Source organism: Polynucleobacter sp. MG-Unter2-18 (assembly GCF_018687675.1).
GTDB lineage: Bacteria > Pseudomonadota > Gammaproteobacteria > Burkholderiales > Burkholderiaceae > Polynucleobacter.
Map to the genome: position 1 here is coordinate 1851244 of NZ_CP061302.1, position 26820 is coordinate 1878063.

The 26820-nt window shown below is 45.1% G+C and carries 34 protein-coding genes; 7 read left to right on the forward strand and 27 right to left on the reverse strand.

Features of this window, described 5'->3' with window-relative positions; all coding sequences use genetic code 11:
* Window positions 1-15 precede the first annotated feature (15 nt).
* From C2759_RS09645 to C2759_RS09665, 5 genes are read right to left on the reverse strand one after another with little or no spacing between them, the layout of a single operon-like run.
* On the reverse strand, window positions 16-621 hold the full coding sequence (locus C2759_RS09645) for an SCO family protein (protein ID WP_371816906.1): 606 nt from the start codon (window positions 619-621) through the stop codon (window positions 16-18).
* Window positions 622-628: 7 nt separating this feature from the next.
* Window positions 629-1522: a heme o synthase gene (cyoE, locus tag C2759_RS09650; RefSeq protein ID WP_215355047.1), complete on the reverse strand. Its 894-nt coding sequence runs from the start codon at window positions 1520-1522 to the stop codon at window positions 629-631.
* On the reverse strand, window positions 1519-2649 hold the full coding sequence (locus tag C2759_RS09655) for a heme A synthase (protein ID WP_215355049.1): 1131 nt from the start codon (window positions 2647-2649) through the stop codon (window positions 1519-1521). Before C2759_RS09655 ends, cyoE begins: the two co-directional genes overlap by 4 nt.
* Complete coding sequence (locus tag C2759_RS09660; RefSeq protein WP_215355051.1) at window positions 2646-3305, reverse strand: hypothetical protein; 660 nt, start codon at window positions 3303-3305, stop codon at window positions 2646-2648. Before C2759_RS09660 ends, C2759_RS09655 begins: the two co-directional genes overlap by 4 nt.
* Window positions 3302-4084, reverse strand: coding sequence for an SURF1 family protein (locus C2759_RS09665; RefSeq protein WP_251366961.1), 783 nt, complete (start codon window positions 4082-4084; stop codon window positions 3302-3304). The genes C2759_RS09660 and C2759_RS09665 overlap by 4 nt, the downstream gene beginning before the upstream one ends.
* Before the next feature lie 14 nt (window positions 4085-4098).
* Between C2759_RS09665 and C2759_RS09670 the strand changes: the two genes are divergently transcribed.
* Window positions 4099-4311, forward strand: a complete 213-nt coding sequence (locus C2759_RS09670; protein WP_215355053.1) for a twin transmembrane helix small protein — start codon at window positions 4099-4101, stop codon at window positions 4309-4311.
* A 64-nt stretch (window positions 4312-4375) separates the two neighbouring features.
* Here C2759_RS09670 and C2759_RS09675 read toward each other — a convergent pair whose 3' ends face one another.
* From C2759_RS09675 to C2759_RS09705, 7 genes are all read right to left on the reverse strand, one after another.
* Complete coding sequence (locus tag C2759_RS09675) at window positions 4376-5230, reverse strand: cytochrome c oxidase subunit 3 (RefSeq protein WP_215355054.1); 855 nt, start codon at window positions 5228-5230, stop codon at window positions 4376-4378.
* A 29-nt stretch (window positions 5231-5259) separates the two neighbouring features.
* Window positions 5260-5454, reverse strand: coding sequence for a DUF2970 domain-containing protein (locus C2759_RS09680; protein WP_371816907.1), 195 nt, complete (start codon window positions 5452-5454; stop codon window positions 5260-5262).
* Entirely contained in the window at window positions 5451-6044 is a 594-nt protein-coding gene (locus tag C2759_RS09685) for a cytochrome c oxidase assembly protein (RefSeq protein WP_215355056.1), read from the reverse strand. Before C2759_RS09685 ends, C2759_RS09680 begins: the two co-directional genes overlap by 4 nt.
* Before the next feature lie 15 nt (window positions 6045-6059).
* Entirely contained in the window at window positions 6060-6191 is a 132-nt protein-coding gene (locus C2759_RS09690) for a cytochrome oxidase small assembly protein (RefSeq protein ID WP_215355058.1), read from the reverse strand.
* The gene (ctaD, locus tag C2759_RS09695; RefSeq protein ID WP_215355060.1) at window positions 6175-7794 is read right to left on the reverse strand and encodes a cytochrome c oxidase subunit I; all 1620 of its coding nucleotides are present in this window, start codon (window positions 7792-7794) and stop codon (window positions 6175-6177) included. Before ctaD ends, C2759_RS09690 begins: the two co-directional genes overlap by 17 nt.
* Before the next feature lie 42 nt (window positions 7795-7836).
* Window positions 7837-8994 carry a cytochrome c oxidase subunit II gene (coxB, locus tag C2759_RS09700; RefSeq protein ID WP_215355062.1) on the reverse strand — a complete coding sequence of 386 codons (1158 nt, stop codon included), beginning with the start codon at window positions 8992-8994 and terminating at the stop codon, window positions 7837-7839.
* Window positions 8995-9175: 181 nt separating this feature from the next.
* Complete coding sequence (locus C2759_RS09705; RefSeq protein WP_251366962.1) at window positions 9176-9979, reverse strand: class I SAM-dependent methyltransferase; 804 nt, start codon at window positions 9977-9979, stop codon at window positions 9176-9178.
* 23 nt (window positions 9980-10002) lie between these two features.
* Here C2759_RS09705 and C2759_RS09710 point away from each other — a divergent pair, with 23 nt between their 5' ends.
* Window positions 10003-10755: a ComF family protein gene (locus tag C2759_RS09710; protein ID WP_215355066.1), complete on the forward strand. Its 753-nt coding sequence runs from the start codon at window positions 10003-10005 to the stop codon at window positions 10753-10755.
* 15 nt (window positions 10756-10770) lie between these two features.
* A complete protein-coding gene (gene trmL / locus C2759_RS09715) occupies window positions 10771-11241 on the forward strand; it encodes a tRNA (uridine(34)/cytosine(34)/5-carboxymethylaminomethyluridine(34)-2'-O)-methyltransferase TrmL (RefSeq protein ID WP_215355067.1) in 471 nt (156 codons plus the stop codon).
* A 4-nt stretch (window positions 11242-11245) separates the two neighbouring features.
* Here the strand turns inward: trmL and C2759_RS09720 are convergent, their stop codons facing one another.
* The 4 genes from C2759_RS09720 to C2759_RS09735 are packed head-to-tail and all read right to left on the reverse strand — an operon-like array spanning window position 11246 to window position 13521.
* Complete coding sequence (locus tag C2759_RS09720) at window positions 11246-12268, reverse strand: NAD(P)H-dependent glycerol-3-phosphate dehydrogenase (RefSeq protein ID WP_215355069.1); 1023 nt, start codon at window positions 12266-12268, stop codon at window positions 11246-11248.
* A gap of 24 nt (window positions 12269-12292) precedes the next feature.
* Window positions 12293-12814, reverse strand: a complete 522-nt coding sequence (gene secB / locus C2759_RS09725; RefSeq protein ID WP_215355071.1) for a protein-export chaperone SecB — start codon at window positions 12812-12814, stop codon at window positions 12293-12295.
* Window positions 12815-12835: 21 nt separating this feature from the next.
* On the reverse strand, window positions 12836-13090 hold the full coding sequence (gene grxC, locus C2759_RS09730; RefSeq protein WP_215355073.1) for a glutaredoxin 3: 255 nt from the start codon (window positions 13088-13090) through the stop codon (window positions 12836-12838).
* Window positions 13091-13107: 17 nt separating this feature from the next.
* Window positions 13108-13521, reverse strand: coding sequence for a rhodanese-like domain-containing protein (locus C2759_RS09735; RefSeq protein ID WP_215355075.1), 414 nt, complete (start codon window positions 13519-13521; stop codon window positions 13108-13110).
* 22 nt (window positions 13522-13543) lie between these two features.
* On the opposite strand from C2759_RS09735, the gene gpmA reads away from it, so the two are divergent.
* Genes gpmA through C2759_RS09750 form a run of 3 tightly spaced genes read left to right on the forward strand, consistent with a single transcriptional unit; the run spans window position 13544 to window position 16455 of the window.
* The gene (gene gpmA, locus C2759_RS09740; protein WP_215355077.1) at window positions 13544-14233 is read left to right on the forward strand and encodes a 2,3-diphosphoglycerate-dependent phosphoglycerate mutase; all 690 of its coding nucleotides are present in this window, start codon (window positions 13544-13546) and stop codon (window positions 14231-14233) included.
* Between the two features lie 14 nt (window positions 14234-14247).
* A complete protein-coding gene (locus tag C2759_RS09745; protein WP_215355079.1) occupies window positions 14248-15681 on the forward strand; it encodes a S41 family peptidase in 1434 nt (477 codons plus the stop codon).
* Window positions 15682-15702: 21 nt separating this feature from the next.
* Window positions 15703-16455, forward strand: coding sequence for a molybdopterin-synthase adenylyltransferase MoeB (locus C2759_RS09750; RefSeq protein ID WP_215355081.1), 753 nt, complete (start codon window positions 15703-15705; stop codon window positions 16453-16455).
* A gap of 4 nt (window positions 16456-16459) precedes the next feature.
* On the opposite strand, the gene ptsP is transcribed toward C2759_RS09750, so the two are convergent.
* From ptsP to C2759_RS09790, 8 genes are all read right to left on the reverse strand, one after another.
* On the reverse strand, window positions 16460-18211 hold the full coding sequence (gene ptsP, locus C2759_RS09755) for a phosphoenolpyruvate--protein phosphotransferase (protein WP_215355082.1): 1752 nt from the start codon (window positions 18209-18211) through the stop codon (window positions 16460-16462).
* A gap of 2 nt (window positions 18212-18213) precedes the next feature.
* Entirely contained in the window at window positions 18214-18483 is a 270-nt protein-coding gene (locus tag C2759_RS09760; RefSeq protein WP_046330913.1) for an HPr family phosphocarrier protein, read from the reverse strand.
* Between the two features lie 8 nt (window positions 18484-18491).
* The gene (locus C2759_RS09765; protein ID WP_215355084.1) at window positions 18492-18926 is read right to left on the reverse strand and encodes a PTS sugar transporter subunit IIA; all 435 of its coding nucleotides are present in this window, start codon (window positions 18924-18926) and stop codon (window positions 18492-18494) included.
* Window positions 18927-18928: 2 nt separating this feature from the next.
* The gene (gene gshB, locus C2759_RS09770; protein WP_215355086.1) at window positions 18929-19870 is read right to left on the reverse strand and encodes a glutathione synthase; all 942 of its coding nucleotides are present in this window, start codon (window positions 19868-19870) and stop codon (window positions 18929-18931) included.
* A 17-nt stretch (window positions 19871-19887) separates the two neighbouring features.
* Entirely contained in the window at window positions 19888-21186 is a 1299-nt protein-coding gene (gene gshA / locus C2759_RS09775; protein ID WP_215355088.1) for a glutamate--cysteine ligase, read from the reverse strand.
* Between the two features lie 106 nt (window positions 21187-21292).
* The gene (locus tag C2759_RS09780) at window positions 21293-22756 is read right to left on the reverse strand and encodes an ammonium transporter (RefSeq protein ID WP_215355089.1); all 1464 of its coding nucleotides are present in this window, start codon (window positions 22754-22756) and stop codon (window positions 21293-21295) included.
* A 13-nt stretch (window positions 22757-22769) separates the two neighbouring features.
* Entirely contained in the window at window positions 22770-23108 is a 339-nt protein-coding gene (locus C2759_RS09785; protein ID WP_215355091.1) for a P-II family nitrogen regulator, read from the reverse strand.
* A gap of 25 nt (window positions 23109-23133) precedes the next feature.
* Entirely contained in the window at window positions 23134-24036 is a 903-nt protein-coding gene (locus tag C2759_RS09790; protein ID WP_215355093.1) for a TorF family putative porin, read from the reverse strand.
* 263 nt (window positions 24037-24299) lie between these two features.
* On the opposite strand from C2759_RS09790, the gene C2759_RS09795 reads away from it, so the two are divergent.
* Complete coding sequence (locus tag C2759_RS09795) at window positions 24300-24554, forward strand: accessory factor UbiK family protein (protein ID WP_215325890.1); 255 nt, start codon at window positions 24300-24302, stop codon at window positions 24552-24554.
* 25 nt (window positions 24555-24579) lie between these two features.
* Here the strand turns inward: C2759_RS09795 and C2759_RS09800 are convergent, their stop codons facing one another.
* Genes C2759_RS09800 through lipB form a run of 3 tightly spaced genes read right to left on the reverse strand, consistent with a single transcriptional unit; the run spans window position 24580 to window position 26817 of the window.
* Window positions 24580-25155, reverse strand: a complete 576-nt coding sequence (locus C2759_RS09800; protein WP_215355095.1) for a hypothetical protein — start codon at window positions 25153-25155, stop codon at window positions 24580-24582.
* A 4-nt stretch (window positions 25156-25159) separates the two neighbouring features.
* Entirely contained in the window at window positions 25160-26176 is a 1017-nt protein-coding gene (gene lipA, locus C2759_RS09805) for a lipoyl synthase (RefSeq protein ID WP_251366963.1), read from the reverse strand.
* Window positions 26173-26817 carry a lipoyl(octanoyl) transferase LipB gene (gene lipB, locus C2759_RS09810; RefSeq protein WP_215355097.1) on the reverse strand — a complete coding sequence of 215 codons (645 nt, stop codon included), beginning with the start codon at window positions 26815-26817 and terminating at the stop codon, window positions 26173-26175. The genes lipA and lipB overlap by 4 nt, the downstream gene beginning before the upstream one ends.
* Between the last annotated feature and the right edge of the window lie 3 nt (window positions 26818-26820).

A 26820-nucleotide genomic window follows, 5' to 3' on the forward strand; every position in this document is an offset into this window, starting at 1 on the left:
TTCCCCTTCAAGCCTTTATTTCAGAAGTTCCTTCAAGTCTTGCGCCAAGGTCTCAGCACCTTGCGCATGCTTGATGTAAAGGCGTAAACGCCCCTCTGGATCAAAGACATAACTTCCCGCCATATGATCCATGGTGTATGAACCAGCACTCGCGCCGGGCACCTTCTGGTAGTAAACCTTAAAATCCTTAGTCACTTTTTCTAAGGCTACTTCATCGGCTGGACGCAAGCCCAAGAAGCGCGAATCAAATGCCGGCACATACTGTTTTAAGATTGCTGCGGTATCTCTTTGTGGGTCCACAGTTACAAACAGCACTTGCACCTTGTCTGCCTGAGGACCCAATAAAGTCATGACCTGCTGCATCTCAGTCAACGTCGTAGGACAAACATCCGGGCACTGCGTATAACCAAAGAACATCAAAACTGCTTTGCCTTTAAAGTCAGCGAGTGTTCTCACCTTTCCGTCAGGATCGAGCAAACTAAAGTCAGTACCAAATGCCTTGCTACCCGTAATATCCACGTTCTTAAAGCTCTGTTGCGGACTACAAGCTAGCAGAGTTAATCCGATCAGCGAGAGTACCAATAGGCGTGGGATACAAAAGTATGATTTTTGTAAATGCATCTTCATCTCAAATGAAATAGTGATCAATTAATAGCGCTGCAAAAAGTAGAGATAAATACGTAATTGAAAAACGAAAAGTTTTCTTTGCTAACGCATCGCTGTAAGAAACAAATAAAGCAATGACATATGCAAGGAAGATCAAACCCAGAATGATTGCTGAGATCAAATAGATCATGCCACTCATGCCATAAATGTATGGCAATAAAGTAGCCGCAATTAAGATCAATGTATATAACAAAATATTGAGTAGCGTAAAGCGCTCTCCGTGCGTCACGGGCAGCATTGGTAAACCACTTTGCACATAATCATCACGACGGTATAAGGCAAGAGCCCAAAAGTGTGGCGGAGTCCAAACAAAAATGATCAACACCAAGAGCCAAGCTTCTGCTGACACAGTGTTGGTAACTGCCGCCCAACCTAAGGCAGGTGGCATAGCACCCGAGAGGCCACCAATGACAATATTCTGTGGTGTAGCAGGCTTTAGCAACCAGGTATAAATTACAGCGTAACCGACAAAAGTAGCCACGGTGAGCCACATGGTTAATGGATTGCAGAAGATCCACAAGATGACCATCCCCAAACCACCGAGAATGATCGAGAAAATAGTAATGTGAAAAGGCGTTACTTCACCAGTTGCAGACGGCCTCCAAGCAGTTCGCTTCATCTTGGCATCGACGGCTTGCTCGATTAAACAATTCATTGCAAAAGCGGCTCCTGCCAACAACCAAATCCCAACAATGCCGCCAATTAGAACTGGATAAGGCACCATACCGGGAGTAGCTAAGAACATGCCAATAATTGCACAAAATACTGCTAACTGCGTGACGCGGGGCTTAGTGAGAACCCAATATTGACGCCAACGTGGCATCGCTACAGGATTAGGGGAAGTTGGACTACTCATAATGATTTAGACATCTTCATGTGAATGGGGGTACTCCAAGAGGACCATTGGACTAAACGAACCAAACAGAATACCAACGCAGCAGAACCTGCGGTGTGCATTAAGGCAGCAAGCAGGGGCCACTGAAAGACCACGTTAGAAATACCAGTCAGAGCCTGCAGAATGAGTAAACCTAGTAATAGCTTTGCAATTCTTGCCATTCCTAATGATTTGGAATTACTCAGACCGAGAGCGCTTAGTCCCAAGGCGCCAAGAACCACTACAGCAACTATGGCAAATACGCGATGTGCCCAATGGATTGTTTGCAAAGCGACAGGGGTAATAGATTCGCCTTGAGCATTCAAGCCTAAGCCGCGCCACAGGGTGAAGCCTTCCTGCCAAGCTGTTTCTGGCCAAAGACGATCCATGCAAGTCGGAAAATCAGGGCAAGCTAATACAGCGTAATTCGTACTCACCCATGCACCTAAAAAGATTTGCGTACTTAAAATTACTGCTGCAAGTAAAAGTAACTTTGCAGAAAGGGGCTTACTCTGTAGGCGAGTAGTTACTGGGGATTGATCTATCCACTCTTGTTGTGCATAAGTCGTTAGACATGCCAACAAAACCAAAGCCAACATCAAATGAATTGTCACAATAATAGGCTGCAATTTCAGTGTGACCGTCCAAGCACCAAATGCCCCTTGAATACATACCAAAATCAGCAAACCAAGACTTCCTAATAGAGGCTTCTTGCCCAGGCTACGGAGCTTGCTCCAAGCAACTGCCACCTGAATCAAAATCAACGCTCCGACTGTCATTGCTAAATAGCGATGAATCATTTCAATCCAAGCTTTGATAACAGTCACAGGACCCGTAGGCATATTAGCTTCAGCTTGCTGAATCTCACTAATGGCGTGCCATGGATTTGATGTGCCATAACAACCAGGCCAATCAGGGCATCCCAGACCAGAGTCCGTTAAGCGAGTAAAAGCACCAAACACAATCAAATCAAAAGTCATGAAAACCAAGACCCAATTGAGCTTTTGGAAAAAGTTATAAGCCGGCCTAGTCCAGAGATAGGCCAGAGGTAGACCTGCAAAAACAATTGCAATTGCAGCTAACTCTGCAAGCAATAGCAAGCTACTCATTGCAATTTTTCACCCTTACGATTGAGGCGCAATAGCTTCTCTAGATCCTTTTTAATACTACCGAATTCTTTAGGCGAATTGGTCACCGGAAAAATCATCATCTTGGCTGGGCTTGGATCAATCAACTGGATCTTCTGACCTGCTCCATCACGATTAAGCCACGCATCAAATTCAGATCTTAATTTAGGATCTACTGGCAAATCTACAATCTGAAATCCCGCTGTCTTTTGATCGTATGCCAGCAACACCTCTGGATCCACTGATTTGCCATCTGTATTGACCCACACTAGTTGAACTCGACTACTTTCACGACCAACAGCAATGCGTAGTTGACGCATTAAAAATAGAGCCTCGAGACAAGTCTCATTTTTAATGGTGCATTCTCCAGCTGGCCTAGCGACTAGTAAAGTCCACTTGCCATTGAAAGGAATATCAAACCAAGCGGGATTCATATCTTGTACTGGCTGAACTAGGGTTCCAAAGTTCGTCTTTCCACCCTCTGGCTTAAAAACGTAATACGCCAAATAAGAGGCGATCACTGGTGCCGCGCAAGCAAGCAACAATAGCAACATCTGAATACGCCCACGTCGAGTTTGCGTGTTAATTACAGATGCATCCGTTTGTGATGCTGGAATCAATAATTCTTTATCACTCACCCTCTATCTCCATTCACAGCAAGCTCTCGCCGATATTTCATGAACCCATTAATGAGCCAAAATAAAAATCCAGTTAATGCCAAAGCAAACCACTGGAATGCATAAGCATAATGGCGATCGACTCCGTTTGTTGGGGAGGGCCAATTTCTTAACAAACCATCCTCTTTCGAAGAGCCAGACTCTCGAACAATGAATGGAAGTTGCCTCCATTCATGGCCTCGGGCCTCAAAAGCCAAATCAAAGTTCTGCTCAATCCGAGGACTTGATTGCGTAGCGTCCTTTTTTCCCAACTCATAAACCCTTCCAGGATGAGGGAAAGCAATTCCCTCAATAGTCACCACTTCACCTATTGTTTTAATTGGAGGTAACTCAATGCGATTTTCGTTATTACGAGGAGCCCAACCCCGATTAACCCAAAGTACAAGCTCTTGGCCATCTAATTTCAAAGGCATCATCACATAAAAACCAGATTGCCCTGCAACGCCAGTACTACCCTCAGGAATAGGGCGAGGACGGTTATCTAGCCAAATAGCCTCATCTTGAATAAAACGTCCACGAGCTGAAATTCGGCGCTCTGTTGCCTGCTCTAGGGTCAAGCTATCGGCATTGGCATTCAGAATCGGCATTTGCAGTCTTGCACTTAAAGATTCACCCAAGCGAATCTTTTGCTCTGCTCGATTTAACTGCCAAATACCAGCGCCGCAGCCAACTACAATCACCAGAAGAGCTGATAATGTAGCGACTATACGACTAGTAATTAAGCTAGAAAAAATATTCACAAGGGTACTTTGAGATGAAATGGATTATTCCAATTGCACTACTAATTATTGTTGGAAGCTTGGGCTCAGCACTCTATTTCATGATGAAAGATAAGGGTCGTAGCTCAAGAATGGTTCAATCGCTTATGTTACGTATTGGACTTTCAATCGTACTCTTCTTGGGAATTCTGATTGCCCACTACTTTGGCTATATCGAAGCTACTGGCGTTCGAGTGGGAACAAACTAAGCTTCCTCCACCACCCATAAAGACTCAAAACAAATCGGGGCTCTACGCCCCGATTTTTACTTCTTTACATCCAGTAAACAGCGATGTACAGGCCAAGCCAAACTACGTCAACGAAGTGCCAATACCAAGCAGCGCCCTCAAAGGCGAAGTGATTTTCAGCAGTAAAGTCGCCGCGTATCATGCGACGCAATACGATCGCCAACATCAAGCCACCAAGGAATACGTGGAAACCATGGAAACCAGTCAACATAAAGAAGGTTGATCCATAGATACCTGACGTTAACTTCAAATTCAGATCAGAGTAAGCATGATAGTACTCATAAACCTGGAAGCCCAAGAAGATAATGCCTAGAAAAACTGTAGCAGCCAAGCCATTAATGGCTTTCTTCATGTGGTTTTCACGAATCGCATGATGAGCGTAAGTCACCGTCACACCAGAAGACAAGAGCAATAAAGTATTAATCGTTGGAATGGGCCATGGACCCATCGTCGTAAATTTCTCTATTAAGCCGGCGGGACCATCATTAGGCCAAACAGCCTGAAAATCTGGCCAGAGTAATTTGCTTTCTACATCACCCATCCAAGGCATCGTAATATTGCGCGCATAGAACAATGCGGCAAAGAATGCGCCAAAGAACATAATCTCCGAGAAGATGAACCAAGCCATGGACCAACGGTAAGAAATATCTACGTTGATACCATTCTTACCAGAGTTAGACTCAGCAATCGTGTCCCCGAACCAGTTATACAAAACAAATATCACCCAGAGCACACCAACTGCAGTTACTGGGCCGCCCCAAGCTGCATGGTTTACCCAACCAGACATACCAGCGCCAAAAGCAAGCAAACCTAATGCTGCCGAAGCTGGATGACTAGATAGTCCAGGAACGAAATAGTAAGGGGTTGAATTGGATGACATCTTATTCTCTCTATTCAATCAAAAAATAATCAATGGGACACAACTGCTTTAACTATCAAAAGGAGGATGCCCATAAAAATCAAGGCACCTAAAACTCCCGCAATGACAATGTGGACAAAACTTAATGAAGCTACATCTTCCTGCAAACCTGATTTTTTACGCACACCTAAAAAGGCCCATAAAACCGCAATGATGGATTGCGTAAATGAACTTTTCTTACTCATGATGCTACTTTTGATTTCGGTGTTGTTGAGCCTGCTGGCTGTTGACCAACACCCAACTCAAAGAAGGTATAGGACAAAGTAATTGTTTTCACATCAGCAGGCAATCCAGCATCAATAACAAACACTACTGGCATCTTCTTCATCTCATGAGGAGCCAAAGTTTGCTGCTGAAAACAAAAACACTCTAATTTGGTGAAAAACTCCATGGCGCTTTTAGGCGCATAACTTGGAATAGCTTGAGCCTCAACAGGGCGACTTAAATTATTGGTAACCTCGTAAACAATCTCGGTCATTTCTCCTGGATGCACTTCCAAGAAGTTCTTTACTGGGCGAAACGTAAAGGAACCGCGGCTATTGGAGTCAAACTCAATAGTCACCTTACGGGAGTAGTCAACCTGAGTATTGCCAACCTTATTTGCGCTATAGGCACGAATCCCATAGTCGTTCTTGCTGGTGACCACATTAATGCCAGTCACCTCACACAAGGCTTTATACATTGGCACTAGTGCATAACCAAAACCAAACATCATGACTGAAGCTATCAAAAGCTTGAGCAAGATTTGGCGGTTAATGGAGGCAATAGCAGACATAAGTATTCGGCTGGCTTAACCTAATAAGCCCCGTTTAATCAGGATGCCTAGAAAGAACACTAGAACGACACTGAAAAGAATAAACCCCAATCTGCGATTACTGGCAGATTGGGATTTGTGTGCGGCTACTTTAGATTCCTGCAGCATTTAACTCTGCAGTAGTTGGAGGAGTTTCAAATGTATGGTGTGGTGCTGGTGATGGCACTGTCCACTCCAAACCTTTGGCACCATCCCATGGCTTCATTGAAGCTTTTACACCCTTACCGTTATAAGCAGGCAGAACAACGAACAGCAAGAAGTAAACCTGAGATAAACCAAATCCGAGTGCTCCAATAGATGCGATCGTATTAAAGTCAGCAAATTGCGTTGGGTAGTCAGCATAACGACGTGGCATACCTGCTAAGCCCAGGAAGTGCATTGGGAAGAAAGTAATGTTGAAGAAAATCATGGAAGTCCAAAAGTGGATATTGCCGCGAGTTTCGTTAGCCATGTAGCCAGTCCACTTTGGACACCAGTAGTAGAAACCAGCAAACATCGCAAACAAGGAACCAGCTACTAAAACATAGTGGAAGTGCGCAACAACGTAATACGTATCTTGCAAACCAATATCAATTGGGGCCATCGCCAGAATCAATCCAGTGAAGCCACCCATTGTGAAAACGAAAATAAATCCGACTGACCACAACATTGGAGTTTCAAAGGTCATGGAACCTTTCCACATAGTTGCAACCCAGTTGAAAATCTTTACGCCGGTTGGAACTGCAATCAACATCGTGGCATACATAAAGAACAGCTGGCCAGTAACTGGCATGCCAGTTGCAAACATATGGTGAGCCCAAACAATGAAGGACAAGATCGCAATGGATGCTGTCGCATAAACCATGGAGCTATAGCCAAACAAAGTTTTTCTTGAGAAAGCAGGAATAATTTCACTCACGATTCCGAAAGCCGGAAGAATCATGATGTAAACCTCTGGATGACCAAAGAACCAGAAAATATGCTGGAACATAATTGGATCACCACCGCCAGCTGCATTGAAGAAAGAAGTACCGAAGTGACGATCCGTCAAAACCATGGTGATCGCACCTGCCAACACTGGCATAACTGCGATTAACAAGTAAGCAGTAATCAACCATGTCCAGCAGAACATGGGCATCTTCATCAAAGTCAAGCCAGGAGCACGCATGTTCAAGATGGTCACGATGATATTAATCGAGCCCATGATTGAAGAAGCGCCCAACAAGTGGAGTGCAAAGATGGCCATATCTAAACCTGGGCCCATTTGTGATGTCAGTGGAGCATATAAAGTCCAACCGCCAGCAGGAGCACCGCCAGGAGCTAAGAATGAACCAAACAATAAACAAGCAGCTACTGGCAAAATCCAAAAACTAAAGTTGTTCATGCGAGCAAAAGCCATATCGGATGCGCCTATTTGTAAAGGAATCATCCAGTTCGCAAATCCAACGAAGGCCGGCATGATGGCGCCGAACACCATTACCAGACCATGCATAGTGGTTAACTGATTGAAAAACTCTGGACGTAAAAACTGCAGACCCGGCTGGAACAACTCCAAACGAATACCCAAAGCCATCACGCCACCAGCCAGTAAGCTGATAAACGAGAAAATCAGGTACATCGTACCGATATCTTTATGGTTAGTTGCAAACAACCAACGGCGCCAGCCATGTGGCGTATGGTCATCATGCGCATGGTCATGTGCGTGATCGTGGGTAGTTGAAATGGTGCTCATGGATTACTCCGGTTTAGTTTGATCTGTATAAATTCTTAAAAATTACTTGCCAGCACGCGCAGAAACAATATCTTGGGTCTGAATCACTTCACCCGTTTTATTGCCCCATGCATTGCGGGTGTAGGTCATTACTGCGGCAATGTCACCGTCAGAGATCACGCCCGCCCACTTTGGCATTGCACCCTTGCCGTTAATCAGGATGTCGTATTGAGCCGCTTTTGGTCCAAGCACCATTTTGCTTCCATCAAGTGCTGGGAAAGCGCCCGCGCCCTTGCCATTTGGCTGATGGCATGCTGCGCAATTAGCTGCGTAAACCTTGGCACCACGGTCCTTTTGCTCATCCATGGTGTAAACCTTGGTTGGGTCATCAGAAGCCGAGCCCATTTCTTTTTTCTTCTCGTCTACCCATTTGGTGTAGTCCTCTTGGGAAACCACTCTCACTACGATCGGCATAAACGCATGTTGTGCTCCGCATAGCTCCGAGCATTGACCACGGTAAGTACCAATTGTTTCTGCACGAAACCAAGTGTCACGAACGAAACCAGGAATTGCATCTTGCTTTACGCCAAATGCTGGAACTGCCCAGGCATGGATCACATCATTTGCAGTGGTAATAATGCGAATCTTTTTACCGACTGGCACAACCATCTCGTTGTCCACTTCCATCAAATAGGTATTTGATTTTGGGGCAAGATTGTTAATAGATTCACGGGAAGTAGCTAAAGTAGATAAGAAACTAATTCCTTCGCCTTCACCTTTGATGTAATCGTAACCCCACTTCCACTGATAGCCAGTAGTCTTAATAGTGATGTCAGAGTTAGTGGTGTCTTTCATTGCTACCACTGTCTTGGTTGCTGGCAAAGCCATACCAATAACAATCAACAGTGGAATCACTGTCCAAATAATCTCAACAGTAGTGCTCTCGTGAAATGACGCGGATTTAGCACCCAAAGATTTACGGTGCTTCAGAATGGAATAAAACATCACGCCAAATACGCCCACAAAAATAAGCGCACAGATGATCAACATCATCCAATGTAACCAGTGAATCTCTGCCATGATTTTTGTGGCTGGGGCAGTAAAATTGAGCTGGTTTACAGCTGGACCACCCTGCATATCTTCTGCTGCACGTGCAAATGCAGTGCCAAAGGCTGCTACCAAATAGAGCGAAGCCCTAGTGACTTTTCCAAATAAATTCATCTTATTCTCTGTTTATTGTCATGAGTTCCTGCAGAAATACACCCTCAGGAAGCTCAAAAAAAACGGTATCAAGCAATTCAACTAGCACCAATTATAGGGTTAATTAGGCTCAAGAACAAACGGGACTAACTATGCCACTCCCAATCTTGGCAATGGTTTTAAAGATAGTGAACACTTACACTTAATCAGAATCACTCCTAGTCTTGCGCCCTATTTGATTTAAATCAATATAAGCGACATCATCTTGCACCTTAGCGAGGTTCTTACCCAAAGCCCAGGCATGCCCATAAATCACCTCTAAAGTCAGTTTTTGAGGCAAATGAGTAGCTGGGATGGTGTTTTGATAGTCAGAACCAATTAAATTGAGAGCCCTTGCGTCTGACAGTAGGACCTTGTCAGAGTCGTAATCCAAACCCAAAAACTCCATATCCATTACGGGATCAGAAAAACGCTCACTGAGTAGGGCATCACCCATATCGTGCATATCCCAAGGGCTAACCAAATTTTGAATAGGTAATTGCTGTGCCAAGTGCTCTGATCTGAGCTCTTTTGCAGTATCTGGGCCCAGATAGCTAAAGCTTAGTAATCCACCTTCCTTGAGTACTCGCCGGCACTCCTGCAAAAAATGCTTAGGGTCAGCTAAATCCTGAATTAAGAGAACGCTCACCACTAAATCTACAGAATTACTAGGAAGCTTAAGGTGGCCTGTTTTCTTGTAATCATTGAGAGAAACCATAGATGCCGACTTCATTCTTGAATTCCAAAAACGAGTCACTCTTAATTTAAATAAATTGAAACCCGATAGCTCGCATTCGGGTGCACTGTGAAAACGAATTCCTGGAAAGCGTTTTGTCAGAAAAGAACTATGTACCCCAGTGAAATCTGGAATCAGCAAAATGTCTTTTGGTTCTAATTTCACGATGTCTAATTTTTGCAACATGCGCGTTGCAATTTCATCCTGAAGCCATCTGATTGATTGGGTCATTGGCTCAGTATACTCAGCGACCCATGCATCCAATAGAGAATATTTTCCAAGTAATTTGTTCTCACATACTACCGAGCGCTTGTATTGTTTGCGGTACATTTCAGCGACACACTCTCTGCCTTGATTGCCTCATCCAATTAGAATCAGATCAGCTATTCAATTACGAATGCTGTCAGCAATGCGGTCGCACTCTTGAAGTTGGTGAGCTAACAGAAAATAAATGCAAAGAGTGCATTGCTAACCCGCCCTACTTTGATGAAACTTATTGTCTTGATCGATACGAGGGTAGATTACAGTCTGCCTTGCATCTATTTAAATATCAGCGACGACTTGCTTGCGCACAGGGATTGGTATCAGCATGGAATCAGCTGATGACTCGAAGCTTAAATAATTTTGAAGCAGACTATTTACTACCAGTGCCGCTGAGTCCAGAAAAATTGTGTTCTCGCGGCTTTAATCAAAGCTGGGAATTAGCTAGGCGGATTGATTGTGGCAAAAATATCCATAAGAACCCACACATCTTAAGACGCTATCACCATACCCAGCATCAGGCCAAAGAGAATCGTGCAAATCGTCAAATGGCTATTCGAGACATGTTCTATATCAACCCTCAATTTCAAGGCCAACTAGAATCCGCAAGCGTCATTGTGTTTGACGATGTCATGACTAGTGGTGCAACCTTAAATGAAATCGCTCGCGTATTGAAGGACAATGGGGTATCTCGTGTTACCAATTGGGTTCTTTTACGAACGTTGTACCCAGCCTCAAGAATGTAATATAAAGCTCAGCACATGTTTAATATCGTTTTATTCGAACCAGAAATTCCACCCAACACGGGCAATATTATTCGCCTGTGTGCAAATACGGGCGCAAGGCTGCATCTCATCGAGCCACTCGGCTTTCCGATGGAAGATGCCAAACTCCGTAGAGCTGGCCTGGACTATCACGAGTTTGCTAAAGTAAAAGTTCATCAAAACTGGGCACAATTTTTGGCTGATGAACAACCTCAGCCGGAACATATTTTTGCCTTAACCACCAAGGGATCTGGCAAGTTTCATGATGGCAAATATTTACCGGAAGATTATTTTGTTTTTGGTTCAGAAACCAAAGGTATTACTGAAGAAGTGAGAAGTTCGATTCCAACACCCAATCAAATGCGCCTAGCAATGCAAGATAGCAGTCGTAGTTTAAATCTCTCGAATACAGTGGCGATCGTAGTTTATGAAGCTTGGCGCCAAAATGGCCTACTGGGCGGAAGTTAAGAGCTTAGACTTCCAGCTTAGGGTCGCGCCCCATCAGTTTTTTTACTGCTTCATGTGGTGAAAGCTTTCCAGATAAGACTTCACCCATCATGGCAGTAATTGGCATCTCGACACCCAAACGCGCAGCGAGTTTACCAACAGCTGAGGCACATAAGACGCCCTCAGCAACATGCCCTAAGTTATCCAAAATTTCAGGCAACGGTTTTCCTGCTGCAAGCGCTAAGCCAACACGACGATTACGAGAGAGATCGCCAGTAGCCGTCAAGATCAAATCGCCTACACCGGTTAGGCCCATACAGGTCTCTGGTCTACCACCAGCCGCTTTTACTAAACGCATCATTTCTGCAAGGCCACGAGTTAATACTGCAGCACGTGCATTTAAGCCAAGATCCAAGCCATCACCAATACCCGCTGCAATCGCTAAAACGTTTTTAACAGCGCCACCTAATTCGACACCCACTAAATCATCGCTTGCATAGATGCGCATATTGCCATGGTGGAAGGCGCTTTGAACAATGTCACACAAGGTATTGGATTGACTAGCGACGGTTAATGCGCAAGGCATACCATTAGCAACTTCTTGCGCAAAACTAGGTCCTGATAGAGCGCCATAAGAATGAGGAATGCCATGACTGTGTAGTTGATCTTCGCGTTCCACTACTTGGTGCGGCAATAAGGTAGTGCTAGGCTCTAAACCCTTGCAAAGCCAAACGATATTGAGCGGATGTTTTGCGAGGCGCAATACCTGCGCTACTGTTTCTGATAAACCGGACATCGGGGTAGCAATTATCAAAAGATCATTTTCAGAAAGGCGTTCGATGGCCCGCTCAAAACTCACCTCCAATTGCAAACCCTTAGGCAGGACGACACCAGGCAAATAGGCTGTGTTTACACCTGAGTGCTGCATACCTTCAATTTGCTCAACGCTTCGAGACCATAGACAAACGTCGCCCGGTTGAAGATGGCGTGCAGCTTGCGCTGCCATAGCCGTACCCCATGAACCAGCTCCAAGCAGCGTCACTTTCATGATCTGTGGGCTTTAAAAGCCAGCTTAGTGAGGAAGAATGATTTTGCTTTCATCGGCTGAGCTACTATCCGCTGCTGCCGCTTGCGCAGCCTGCATCAGGCGATGCTCGTACATACCGTGGAAATTAATTTCATTCAAATGAATTGGCTGGAAACCCGCGCGGCTAATGATGTCAGCAATATTTGAGCGCAGATACGGATACAAAATTGTTGGGCAAGCAATACCTAACATTGGATCAATTTGCTCTGCAGGAATATTACTAAATTCAAAAACACCCGCTTGTTTTGCTTCAACCAAGAAGAGCACTTTGCTCTCCACCTTAGCGGTTACTGTTGCAATTAAGGCAACCTCAAAAATTTCATCACTCAAGCGAGTAACTGCAACATCAACTTCAACCTCAATTTGAGGCTCTGCCGCAACCAATAAAATTTGGGGGGCATTTGGTTGCTCTAAAGATAAATCTTTGAGATAGATCCGTTGAATACGAAAACCAGGCTCTTTTGAATTATCAACTGCATCTGGAGCGGAAGTAGTTTGTTCGGTCATGGAAACTTTCTGTGTAAATTTTTAAACTAATAATGGATCAAGTTGGCCAGCGCGGTCTAAGGCAACCAGGTCGTCATAACCGCCAACATGGGTCTCACCAATGTAAATTTGTGGCACTGTGCGTCGACCAGTGCGAGTCATCATGATCTCGCGCTGTGCAGGGTCCCGATCAATCAAAATCTTCTCTAAATTGGCAACGCCCTTCTTATGCAGAAGCTTCTCTGCCATAACGCAATACGGACAAACTTGAGTGCTATACATCGTGACTGGTGGCATATCTGAGACTCGCTAAATTATTTAACTAATGGCAAGGCTGAGGCTTGCCAAGCTTGAACGCCGCCATCTAGGACTGCAACTTCTGGGAACCCTAGCTTATTCAGCTCTGGGACAAGCTTGCGAGCATTCGCACCAGACTGACAGACCAAAATAATGGGATTGTTACGATCCAGTTTGAGCTTGTCGATCCCAGATGGAATTTGCTCAGCCAAAATGTGCTTTGATCCTGGTAGATGGCCAATCTTAAAATCGGATGCTGGACGCAAGTCCAAAACGGCTGCTTTGCGACGGTTTATCCAAATAGTCGCTTCTGTAGGAGATAAGCCTTTTCCGCTAATAAGCGTAGATAATGTAGGAAAGAAGAGTGCTGAGCCCGTAACCAGTAGGAGGGCAATCAGCGCTAAATTATCAATTTGTGTAAGAAAGTTCATCACCGGATTATAGAATGGCTCTATGAAACAACTTGTCCTTATTCGTCATGGCGAATCCGCCTGGAACCTTGAAAACCGCTTTACTGGCTGGGCGGACGTTGACTTAACCCCCAAGGGCACCGAACAGGCCCTTGCTGCAGGTGAAAACCTCCGCAAAGCTGGCTATGAATTTGATGTAGCGTACACCTCAGTACTCAGAAGAGCGATTCGTACCCTATGGCATGTTCAAGATACTATGGATCTTATGTGGCTACCAGTAGTGCACAGCTGGAGACTGAACGAGCGTCACTATGGCGCCCTCACAGGACTAAATAAAGCGGAAACTGCCCAACAGTATGGGGACGCACAAGTTCATATTTGGCGCCGCTCCTACGATGTACGCCCACCGCTCCTAGAAAAAGATGATGAGCGTAATCCGCAAAATGATCCGCGTTATGCAAAACTCAATGATTCTGATGTTCCCTTGGGGGAGTGCCTTAAGGACAATGTCGAGCGTGTATTACCACTGTGGAATGAATCGATCGCTCCCGCCCTCAAAGCAGGTAAGCGCGTATTGCTCGTCGCACACGGTAATAGCATTCGCTCTTTAATTAAGTATCTCGACCAGGTTTCCGATACAGACATTATGGAAATCAATGTCCCCAATGGCATCCCGCTGGTTTATGAGCTCGATGACAATCTCAAACCTATTCAGCATTTTTATTTGGATTAAGGTAAAACAGAAATATGCGCGTATTTTTCAAGAACTTTGCCCTAGTCTCTGTCGGCCTCATCGCCGGGGTTGCAGCCACCATCCAGCTTTCAGCTACAGCTCAACAGGGTACGACACTGCCTTTAGATGAGTTGCGCACACTGTCGAATGTCTTTGCGCAAATCAAGCGTGAGTATGTTGAGCCAATCGAAGATAAACAATTACTAACTGATGCAGTCAAGGGCATGGTGAGCAGTCTTGATCCTCACTCCACCTATCTTGATAAAAAAGACTTCTCTGAAATGCAAGAGCAAACCAGCGGTAAGTTTGCTGGCCTTGGTATTGAAATCACCTCAGAAGATGGCGTTGTTAAGGTACTTAATCCGATTGAAGATAGTCCTGCTGCACGTGCTGGCTTGCAAGCTGGTGATCTCATTACTCGCTTAGATGACAAACCAGTTCGTGGGATGTCACTAGATAAAGCAGTGCGCACTATGCGCGGTACACCAGGCACAAAAATTACCTTGACCGTCTTCCGTAAGAGCGAAGAGCGCAGTTTTCCAGTGACCATTACCCGCGCTGAAATTAAAGTGCAATCGGTCAAAGCCAAAATTTTGGATAACAATATCGCTTGGGTAAGAGTAACGAGTTTTCAAGAGCGCACCATTCCTGATCTTGCCAAGAAATTAACTGAGCTTGCAAATCAAGATCCTAAAATGAAGGGCATCATTCTTGATCTCAGAAACAATGGCGGCGGCTTACTACAAGGTGCAGTTGGTGTTGCCGCTGCTTTCTTGCCAGCAGATGCTGTCATCGTCTCTACTAAAGGTCAGACAGTCGACTCTAAGCAGGTATTTAATGCGACACCGGCGATGTACCGTCTCAGTGAGCCTGGTGATCCTTTAGCTGGCGTTCCAGCAATGTATAAAAAATTACCAATGGTAGTTTTAGTGAATGCCTATTCAGCATCAGCTTCTGAAATTGTGGCTGGCGCATTACAAGATTACAAACGTGCAACCATTATTGGTAAAACGACTTTCGGTAAGGGCTCCGTACAAACAGTTCGCCCGTTGACCAATGACTCAGCATTGAAAATCACTACGGCGTACTACTACACACCAAGTGGTAAATCTATTCAAGCTTATGGCATCAAACCCGATATCGCAGTAGATCAAAACAAAGATGGTGATCCTGATGATGTATTGATCACTCGTGAGATCGATAGCGAGAAGCATTTGCGCAACAAGCAATCTTCAGAAGAAAAACTAGCCTCTGAACGAGAAAAACGTCGGTTAGAAGAGTTGCAGCGCATTGAAGAAAAAAATGCCAAGAAGACTCCTGAAGAGAAAGAAAAAGAAAAGTCGAAGAAGCCTGTCGAGCTGGGTGGTGCAGATGACTTCATGCTGACTCAGGCAGTCGCATTCATCAATGGTGAGCCTGTAAAACGCTCGGCCTCCAAGCTAGAGTAAGTTCCAGCATTAGGCATATATATGAATGATGAGCAGCTGCTTCGCTACTCGCGGCATTTGCTACTAGAAGAAATTGATGTTGCTGGCCAAGAAAAGCTTCTTGGCTCGCACGTCTTTATCATTGGTGCTGGTGGACTAGGAAGCGCTGCTGCTCCTTATTTAGCTGCAGCTGGAGTCGGAAAAATCACACTAGTTGATCATGACCAAGTTGAGCTCACTAATTTGCAGCGACAAATCATGCATACTCAGAACTCAATTGGTAAAACCAAGGTGGAGTCCGGAAAACAATTTTTACAAAGCCTGAACCCTGCCCTTACGATTAACGCAATCGCAGAAAAGGCTTCGGAAGACTTACTAGATAGACTATTACCGACAGCTCATCTCGTTTTAGATTGCACGGATAACTTTGCTGCTCGCCAACTGATCAATAAAGCCTGTTTTATTCACCAGATTCCGCTCGTCTCTGGATCTGCCCTTAAATTTGATGGTCAACTCAGTGTCTTTGATTTTCGTAGCAAAGCATCGCCCTGCTACGCCTGCCTTTTTTCTCCAGATGAACAGTTTGAAGAAGTCAGCTGTGCCAGTATGGGCATCTTCTCCCCTCTCGTTGGCATTATTGGTGCGATGCAAGCAGCCCAAGCACTTCAAGTATTGATTGGCTTTGGCCAGCCTCTAGTTGGAAGAATGTTGCTGTGGAATGCCATGAATACTCAGATTGATGAGATTCGTGTGGCTCGAAATGCCGCATGTAAGGTTTGCGGCCCCCAAAACTAAAGAGTTAAGAAAGTAAATACTCCAAGGCTTTGGCCTGCTCTTCGGGTTCATAGGCACGAAGAACTCGAGGGGCGCGAGTCTTTAATAGTCCTACATTTGCTTTTAATATCTCGCGCTTGACTAACAATAGTTGACTGAAGTGCATAGAGAAATCAGTCAGTCCAAAGGCGAGCAATAGTTTTGTTAAAGCAGGATCGCCAGCCATCTCGCCGCAAATAGCAACTGGCACATCGGCGCGCTTGGCTTGATCGATGATGCTGGACAGTAAATTCAGAATGGCCGGATGCAAAGGATCGTATAAGTGCGCTACAGCATGATCTGCGCGATCAATTGCCAAGGTGTACTGAATTAAATCATTCGTACCAATAGAAAGAAAATCAAATCTATTGATAAATAACGGTAGCATCAGGGCAGCCGCCGGAATTTCAATCATTGCGCCAACTTGAATATTCGGATTGAATGCCTTGCCACGCTGATGCAATTGCTGCTTTGCTTTTTCAATCAATCTAAATGTTTCATCGATTTCCTTAGCATGAGCCAGCATCGGAATCATGATACGCGCTTGACCATGGGCCGATGCTCGCAAAATCGCTCTGAGTTGTGTTAAAAATATTTCAGGCTCTGTCAAAGACCAGCGAATCGCTCGCAATCCAAGTGGTGATGCACCAGTTTGAGAAACATCACCGCCTCCACCTAAGGCCTTGTCAGCGCCAACATCAATGGTTCTAATATTGACAGGTAGACCATGCATTAAATCGACAACGCGACGATATTCTTGGTACTGCTGCTCTTCATCAGGTAGGGCTTGCTTGCGATCCATAAATAAAAATTCGGAGCGGAATAAACCAACGCCCACTGCACCCAACTTCACTGCCTGAATTGCATCTTCGGGCAATTCAATATTGGCAAATAACTCAATCTCGACACGATCAGTTGTTTCTGTTTTTGAATGCTTTAACTGCCTTAGCTTGCGAGCCTCTTTTAAAGCTTGAGCCTGTAGCTTCCGATACTCAGCAAGCAGTTGTTCATCGGGCGCAACAACGACAACCCCATGCTCTCCATCCAATATCAGCCAATCACCATGACGAATCATTTCACTGGCATGTCGCACACCGACGACTGCCGGAATTTCCATGCTGCGCGCAACAATAGCCGTATGAGAGGTCTTACCGCCAAGATCGGTTACAAACCCTGTAAAGGCATGGTCTTTGAAACGCAGCATGTCATGAGGGGCAATATCGTGGGCAACAATAATTGACTCAACGCCGATATCGCTTGCAGGCAAAAAATCATCATCATTTAAAGAGTCTTTTTTCTGGGCATTCAAGGCCTTGATTACACGCTCTGCTACCTGACGAATATCGTTAGCACGCTCTTTTAAATAGGCATCCTCAATATCTGCAAACTGTTCTAAAAGATCATTTAGCTCTGTTGTTAAAGCCCAAGCGGCGTTTAACCTCTGAGTACGAATTAATTTGATAGGTTTCTCGGCTAGAGCGGGATCAGCCAAGATCATGCCGTGAACATCTAAAAACGCGGCCATTTCTTGTGGCGCATCTTTAGGTAAGCCTTGACGTAATTGCTCTAATTCCTGACGCACCTGCTCAAAAGCATCTAATAATTTTTGAGCCTCGTCCTCTTCTTTGCCTGCTTCAATCAAATAATGACTAACCTCTAATGCAGCACGTGATATCAGTACAGCCTTCCCAATGGCAATGCCCTTAGAGACTGCTATTCCGTGCAAAGCAAAAGTCATCCTTATTCGCCCTCGCCAAATCGATCATTGATTAGCGCAGTTAAAGCCTGCATTGCCTCATCTTCCTTTTCCCCAACAGTTTCTAGGGTGACCGTACTTCCAATCCCAGCGGCCAGCATCATGACACCCATAATACTTTTAGCGTTGATTTGACGACCATTACGGGACAAGAATATTTCGCAAGGAAACTCAGCGGCAAGCTGAGATAGCTTGGCTGATGCTCGTGCGTGTAAGCCCAACTTATTAATAATTTCGATTTCAGTAACTGGCATATCGAATCCTATTTTTCTGAAGTAGTTTGCGGGGTTTTGGAACCTAAACGCAGAATGCCATTTTGGCCACCTTGAAGTGCCTTATGAGCCAATTCTTCCAAGCCCTCGCCACGATGGGAGATGCATCGCATTAACATGGGTAAATTGAGGCCCGCCAAAACAACTACGGGGGCATTCAAACCCGAAAGTGGGCCCAAAGCTTCAAGCTTAGAGGCTACATTAGCTGGGGTGGCACCCATCACATCAGTCAAAATTAAAACACCCTGACCTGAATTTACTCCATAGGCCGCTTTTAGGACCCGATCGAAACTGACTTTGATATCTTCGTAGGGCGGAACATCGACAGCCCTCACTCTCTCTGGTACCACACCGAAAGCATGCTCAGCAAAACCAAGCATTGCACTTGCAACCGGGGTGTGGGCAACTATGACAATTCCAACCATGTTTATGCCAATGCCTTTTCAAGCGCGGTTAACCAAAATTTTGGGACATCAAATCCACTTTGCTCAGTAATTTCTACAAAACAGGTCGGACTAGTCACATTAATTTCTGTGACGTATGCGCCAATTAAATCCAATCCTACCAAGAATAAGCCCCGAGCATTCAAAATAGGGGCTAAGCGCTCCGCAACTTTGATCTCAGCATCCGTTAGTGGCATTGCCACTCCCTTACCTCCAGCAGCCAAATTGCCACGGATTTCACTACCCTGAGGAATGCGCGCTAATGAGAAGGGCACTACTTCACCGTCAATCAGCAACACCCGTTTATCGCCTTGCATAATCTCCGGTAAGAATCTTTGCACCATCAAAGTACGTGCGCCATTCTCACCTAGCGTCTCAACAATACTGGCCAGATTTAAAGCATCTGGCCCAACGCGGAATACACCCATACCACCCATACCGTCCAAGGGCTTAATCACAATGTCTTGATGCTCTTGATGAAACACCTCAATCGCGCTGAGTTCACGCGTTACTAAAGTTGGTGGAATGAGTTCGGGAAACTCGGTGATGGATATCTTTTCAGAGTGATCCCGAATAGCGGTTGGATTATTAAATACTTTTGCACCCTGTCGAACCGCTGCAGATAGTAACCAGGTGGTATTAAGATATTCAATATCAAATGGCGGATCAGTACGCATCATGACTGCGCTGAAGGTATTTAGTGGGCGATCTTCTACAGAGCCCAATTCAAACCATGTAGTGCCGCTTGGTTTGATGTCGAGAGACTGGCAATCTGCCACTACAAAATTATTTCTCCAGAGGATATTGCGACTTTCGCAAAACCAAAGTTGATGACCCGCTTCTTGCGCAACTCGCATCATTGCTAAAGTGGAATCTTTACTAATCTTGAAAGACTCCAAAGGATCCGCAATGAAAAGCAGGTTCATGTCAGTATCCGAATAAATTAAGCAGCTTCAGCATTAGGATCAGAGCGCTCTAGCTCCAGAGAGGCTGCCAGCAAGGCTAGACGAGCGACAACGCCATATAGATAAAAACGATTTGGCGGTGCGCTACCAGGCTTTGCGCCTAAATCTGGGATGGAATTTTGCTCAAATGCCAAAGGTACAAAATGCATACCTGGAGCGTTCAAATTCTCATCAGGGCCGCGGTCAGTATGCACTCGATAGAAGCCACCAATCACATAGCGATCGATCATATACACCACTGGCTCAGCAACAGCTTCATTGACCTTCTCAAAGGTATACACGCCTTCTTGAATCAAGACATCACTGACCTCAAGACCCTCTTTTACAACACTCATCTTGTTGCGGTCTTTTCGATTCAGGTCTTTGAGCTGAGCAGGATCATTCACTACCATCACACCCATACCGTATGTTCCAGCATCCGCTTTAACTACAACGTATGGTTTTTCTTTAATACCGTACTCACGGTATTTCTTGGCAGTCTTCTTTAAAACTTTCTCGACTGCAGCTTGTAATTCTTCTTCACCCCTACGCTCATGAAAGTTCACATCAGAGCAGCTTGCAAAGTAAGGATTGATCATCCAAGGATCAATATCGACGACCTTCGCAAACTTCTTAGCGACCTCATCGTAAGCCGCAAAGTGTTTCGACTTTCGGCGGACGTGCCAGCCAGCATGCAGACCCGGCAAGAGATACTGCTCATGCAGATTTTCTAAGATCGGAGGAATGCCTGCTGATAAATCATTGTTCAGCAAAATTGAGCAAGGGTCGAAATCTTTTAAACCAAGACGCTGCTTTTTCAAACCCAAACGAGACAAAGGCTCCATCAAGAGGCGGTTGCCATCGGGCAAGTCAATCCAAGTCGGCTTTTTAATTTCATCAGACAAAGTGCCTAAGCGGACATTAAGACCTGATTGACGCAAGATCGAAGATAAACGTGCAATGTTCTGTAAGTAGAAGGTATTACGAGTGTGTCGCTCAGGTATCAATAGTAAATTTTTTGCCTCAGGACAAATCTTCTCGATTGCTGCCATTGCTGCCTGAACTGCTAAAGGCAACATTTGAGGTGAGAGGTTGTTAAAACCACCTGGGAAGAGATTGGTATCAACTGGTGCAAGCTTAAAGCCCGCGTTACGTAAGTCAACTGAACAGTAAAACGGCGGAGTGTGCTCTTGCCATTCAAGCCTGAACCAGCGCTCAATCGTTGGAGTTGCTTCTAATACCTTCGACTCAAGATCGAGAAGAGGGCCGCTAAGGGCAGTGATGAGATGTGGAACCATTTCACCATTGTAAGATTTTTTAAAAGAAAGACGCGGAATCCGAGGATCCCGCGCTTAAAAACCGGGCAGCTAACAAAAGCCACCCGGTGAGGGGTAAAACAGCTGATTAAGACTCGTAAGCAGACTCACCGTGAGAGCTGATATCCAAACCTTCGCGCTCTTCATCTTCTTTAACGCGCAGGCCAACCACGATATCAACCAATTTGAAGGCGATATAAGAAACTATGCCAGACCAAATTAAGGTCACGATTACGCCCTGACTCTGAATCCACAACTGGCTAGCGATGGAGTAATCAGGGGCTGCAGCATTCGCTACATAATCCCAAATACCTGTTCCACCTAAAGCTGGGTCTGCGAACACACCGGTTAACAAAGCGCCCAAGATACCGCCAACGCCGTGCACACCAAATACGTCCAAGCTGTCATCTGAACCCAACATCTTCTTGAGACCAGAGACACCCCACAAGCAAACTACACCGGCAAGAACGCCGATAACGAGTGCACCCATCGGGCCAACAAAACCAGCAGCTGGAGTAATTGCAACTAAACCGGCTACGCAACCAGATGCAGCGCCCAACATAGAAGGCTTACCTTTGGTAATCCACTCAGCAAATGACCAACCCAATACTGCGGCAGCTGTTGCCAACAATGTGTTTACGAATGCTAAGACTGCACTACCGTTTGCTTCGAGAGCAGAACCCGCATTGAAACCAAACCAACCGAACCACAGGAGTGAGGCACCAATCATTACAAACACTAGGTTGTGTGGCTTCATTGCTTCTTTGCCATAACCCAAACGTTTGCCGACTACGAATGAACCTACCAAACCTGCAATCGCAGCGTTGATGTGAACAACGGTACCGCCAGCAAAGTCAAGAACACCTTTCTGCCACAACCAACCAGCACGAGCTGTGATTGCCTCAAGTGATGCTGCATCTTTGATGTCATCAGGACCAGGCCAGAACCAAACCATGTGAGCGATTGGCAAGTAGCTGAAAGTGAACCAAAGAATTACAAACAACACGATTGCAGAAAACTTAGCACGCTCAGCAAATGCGCCTACGATCAAGCAGCAGGTAATGGTAGCGAATGCAGCTTGGAAAGCCATAAATACAAACTCAGGAATAACAACACCCTTACTAAAGGTAGCTGCAACTGAGTCTGGAGTCATGCCTTGCAAGAACAAGCGATCTAACCCGCCAATGAATGCACCGCCTTCACTAAATGCAAAGCTATATCCATAAAGAGACCATAAAACAGTCACCAATGAAAAGATAAACATACACTGTACAAGTACAGAAAGAATGTTTTTGCTACGTGTTAAACCACCGTAGAACAAAGCCAAACCAGGCAATGTCATCAAGATTACCAATGCAGTACACACTAGTAACCAAGCTGTATCAGCCTTATTAGGAATCAAGGCAGGAGCGGCTGCAACTGCCGCCGCTGCTGCTGCAGCTACTGGCTTTGCTTCATCAGCAAAAGCTGGTGAAGCTACCATCACGCTAGTTGCGCCAATAGCCAAGGCCATTGCGCTTCCAGCTAGGAGTCGTTTCATCCAAGTTAACATTTTGAACCTCTCTTTAAAGTGCTGACGCGCCGGTTTCACCGGTGCGAATGCGAATGACGTGTTCAACTAGGGAGACAAAAATCTTGCCATCGCCAATTTTTCCAGTACGAGCAGATTTTTCAATTGCTTCAATCGCTCGCTCCAAGATGCCATCTTCAACAGCAGCTTCAATTTTTACTTTCGGCAAAAAGTCGACTACATACTCAGCACCGCGATACAACTCAGTGTGACCTTTTTGACGGCCAAAGCCTTTAACTTCAGTGACAGTAATGCCCGAAACTCCTACTTCCGAGAGAGCTTCGCGTACTTCGTCAAGCTTGAAGGGCTTGATGATTGCGGTAATTAATTTCATATGTTTCTCCGTTTAGAGGAAGGAATTAGAAAGTTTTTGTAAGAGTGACTAGGCCAGTTGAACCGCCCAAATTTTTTCCAGTCGGACTAACATATGAATATGCTCCCTTATAAGTTGGTGCATTAGTTCCGAGATAAGCAACGGAGCCAGACAAGCCGCCACCGAAATCCTTAGTTAAACCAAGTTTCCAATCTGTATAAGAAAATAGAGTGTCATTACTTACACCGCTAACTGATGTTCCAAGATAGTTTGTTGCACCTGTTTTTTGATTTCCAGCAACATATTGATAACCTACGTGACTGTTAACAGTTAAACCCCAAAAACCTGTGTCGTAATTCATGGTCAAGTCTGGATAATAAGATCCAGCAGAGTTCACTGTTCCAAATAATGTTGACAAAGCATATGAAACTTTTGCAAATCCAGTTAAAGCTCCAAAAGTAAAGTTTTGGGCCGCATAAAGCTCTGTTGTGTTTGGATTAGCAGTAAGTCCACCAGTATTAGGGATTCCTGAAGTAGGGTAGTAATACTGCAAAACACCCAAATCTGATGCAAATCCTTCGCCGATTAACTCTTTTTTTATACCCGCATAAAAATCCATCTCGATCGATGAGGATACTGGTGTGCTGCTAGCGTTTCCCCTGCCTGTATAGCCACCACTTGGACCATACATATCGCTAATCCAGCTAATTGAACTGTTCCAGTTTCCGACATAGAGACCACTTTCGTGCGCATAGTCAAAGCCACCTTGAATTGCTGGCTTGAAGTTCGACTGATTGATACCTCGGTAAATATAACTACTCGCCACCGTTACGTTCGCCGTAATTGGACTCACTTCTGGGGCAGCTGCAGGAGCTGTCTGTGCAAGTGCTGCAGTTGCGAATAAGCCAGATGCTGCGAGAGCGATGGCTGTCTTTTGAATAGTTTTCATGTATTGCTCCTTGCTGTGTGAAATGAAAAAGGGGGAGATGCTTTATTGCATGGAGTGATAATGAATCTTGGACCCCCTCTGAATTTGCTGAAATTCCCCTAAATAAGGCTTATGCACAATTTTGGTGCTTGGATGTGCCCCATTTTCGTTCATTTTGGTGCACATGCAGCATTTTTTAGCGAGGTTCGCCTGTTTTTGGCCCAACAACTTAAAATACTCTCTGTATCTTTTAAGCAAATTCCAATAGAACGGCGGGCAGCATTATGCAAAAACCAGGCGAAATCCTAGAACAAATCCAGCGTATTGCTAGTGATATGCAAAACAAGGTTGGGGATGCTATTCGTAATTCACCAGCGCAAGAGATTGAAAAGAATGTGCGCGCCATGATGAATCAAGGTTTTCAGAAAATGGACTTAGTGACTCGCGAAGAGTTTGAGTTGCAATCTAAAGTGCTGGCCAAGACTAGAGAAAAGTTAGAAGCACTTGAGGCTAAAGTAGCCGCCCTAGAAAAGTCTTAATCAGATTTTTTGTTTCATCTGGAAATTATTCCGGATGAAACTCATCAAAGAAGTTTGAATACGCCTCTTCAGAGAAAAATATTTTGGCATCCACTCGGGCTGGTGCAGTATGTAAAACCGAGATCTGATAAATCCAAACACCATTATCTGGTGCCATTCTGGTAATCCAACGAACGCGCATTGACTGCTCTACTCTGCCAGATGATGGAAACTCTAAAAAATAATCTTTAGTAGCTACGCGCTGTTTATTTGCGGTCCGATATAGAGCATCAACACCAACAGCGGTTTCCTGGTTTACATTTGCACGACCAAATAAATTACCTTGCACCTGCTCTAATAAATTAGGCGCCAAGCTAGCCTGTTCTTTGCTCAAACGAATCGCGCTCACCGAATAAATATCATCCTCAATTTTGACCGCTTCCAAGGTTTGTGGAATTTCTTGATTTTGATAAGGCAGTCGTCGATCAATCTTTTCAGGCTTACCTGGAAAGAGAGCGCTATAACCCTCTTGTGGAGACTGCACGGTCCGCCAATCTAATTTAGGACTACAAGCAGAAAGTAGAAATACAAATGCCAAAACTATGCCAAATTTTTGAAGCATAGTTTTAGACAACACCAGCACTGTGTGCTTGCTCGTCAGCATGATAACTAGAGCGCACCATTGCGCCCACAGCAGCATGTGAGAAGCCCATAGCATAAGCCTCTGCTTCGAATTGCTTAAACACATCTGGATGGACGTAGCGTTGGACTGGAAGGTGGTGACCTGAGGGCGCTAGGTACTGACCAATTGTCAGCATGTCAATATTGTGCTCACGCATATCGCGCATCACCGCCAAGATCTCTTCATCCGTCTCACCCAATCCCACCATCAAACCACTCTTAGTTGGAATGTGGGGAAAGCGCTCTTTAAAGTCCTTCAACAACTTCAATGAGTGTGAGTAATCTGCGCCAGGACGTGCTTGCTTATATAAACGCGGTACGGTTTCTAGATTGTGGTTCATGACGTCTGGCAGACCTTTTGGCGCGTACTCAGAAAAAATATCTAAAGCCTTGTCTAAGCGACCACGAAAATCCGGTACCAACACTTCAATACGTGTATTAGGGGAGAGATCGCGTGACTGAGAAATGCAGTCAACATAGTGCATTGCGCCACCGTCACGTAAATCATCGCGATCTACACTAGTAATCACCACATAATTTAATTTCAGAGCAGCAATCGTGCGCGCTAAATTACCCGGCTCTTTTGTATCCAAGGGATCTGGTCTGCCATGGCCCACGTCACAAAATGGGCAACGACGTGTACATTTATCGCCCATGATCATGAAGGTTGCCGTGCCTTTACCAAAACACTCGCCAATATTAGGGCAGCTTGCCTCTTCGCAAACTGTGACCAACTCATTTTCACGAAGAATCTTTTTAATCTCAGAAAAGCGGGAATTTCCAGAAGCGGCTTTTACTCGAATCCAGTCGGGCTTTTTTAGCACTTGCTCCAAAGGAATGATTTTGATCGGAATGCGTGCAGTTTTCTCGCTCGACTTCTGCTTACGTGAAGCATCATAGTTAAGATCCTGGCGACTATTAATAGTGGCGGTGGTATCGAGGTCCGGCTTATTGGTGGTCATGATGAAATCAGTTGCTTTTGCAAATGCCCCAAAAGGGTTTGGCTAATAATGTCTATATTGTCCTTGATCCCAAGGGTTTGCATGTCCACCGTCCTTAAGCCCTCATACCCGCATGGGTGAATACGGGCAAAAGCAGCTAAATCGGTAGATACATTTAGGGCAAGCCCATGATATGAGCACCCCTTGGAGACCTTAAGACCCAAGGCGGCAATCTTGGCACCTTGATACTCTGCTTGCACTGAACTCTCGTGAGTAATGTAAATACCAGGCGCGCCAGCATGTCTTTCTGCCCGAATACCAAAATCTGCCAAGGTATTTATCAAAGCTTGCTCGATTCGAGAGACAAGCTCTTTTACAAAAATACCCAAACGTCTCAGATCAAGCAGTAAATACACCACAATTTGCCCAGGCCCGTGATACGTGATCTCACCACCACGATCAACCTGCACTAATGGAATTTGATTACTAGGGGAATGTAAGTTACTCGCATCTCCCGCTAAACCTAAAGTAAAAACTGGGGGATGCTCAAGAATCCAAATTTCATCTGAGGTGTCACTACCTCGTTGCTGCGTAAAATCCCGCATCGCTTGATACGTTGACTCGTATTCAGCTACCCCCAAATGTTTTACTAAAAAACTCATGCA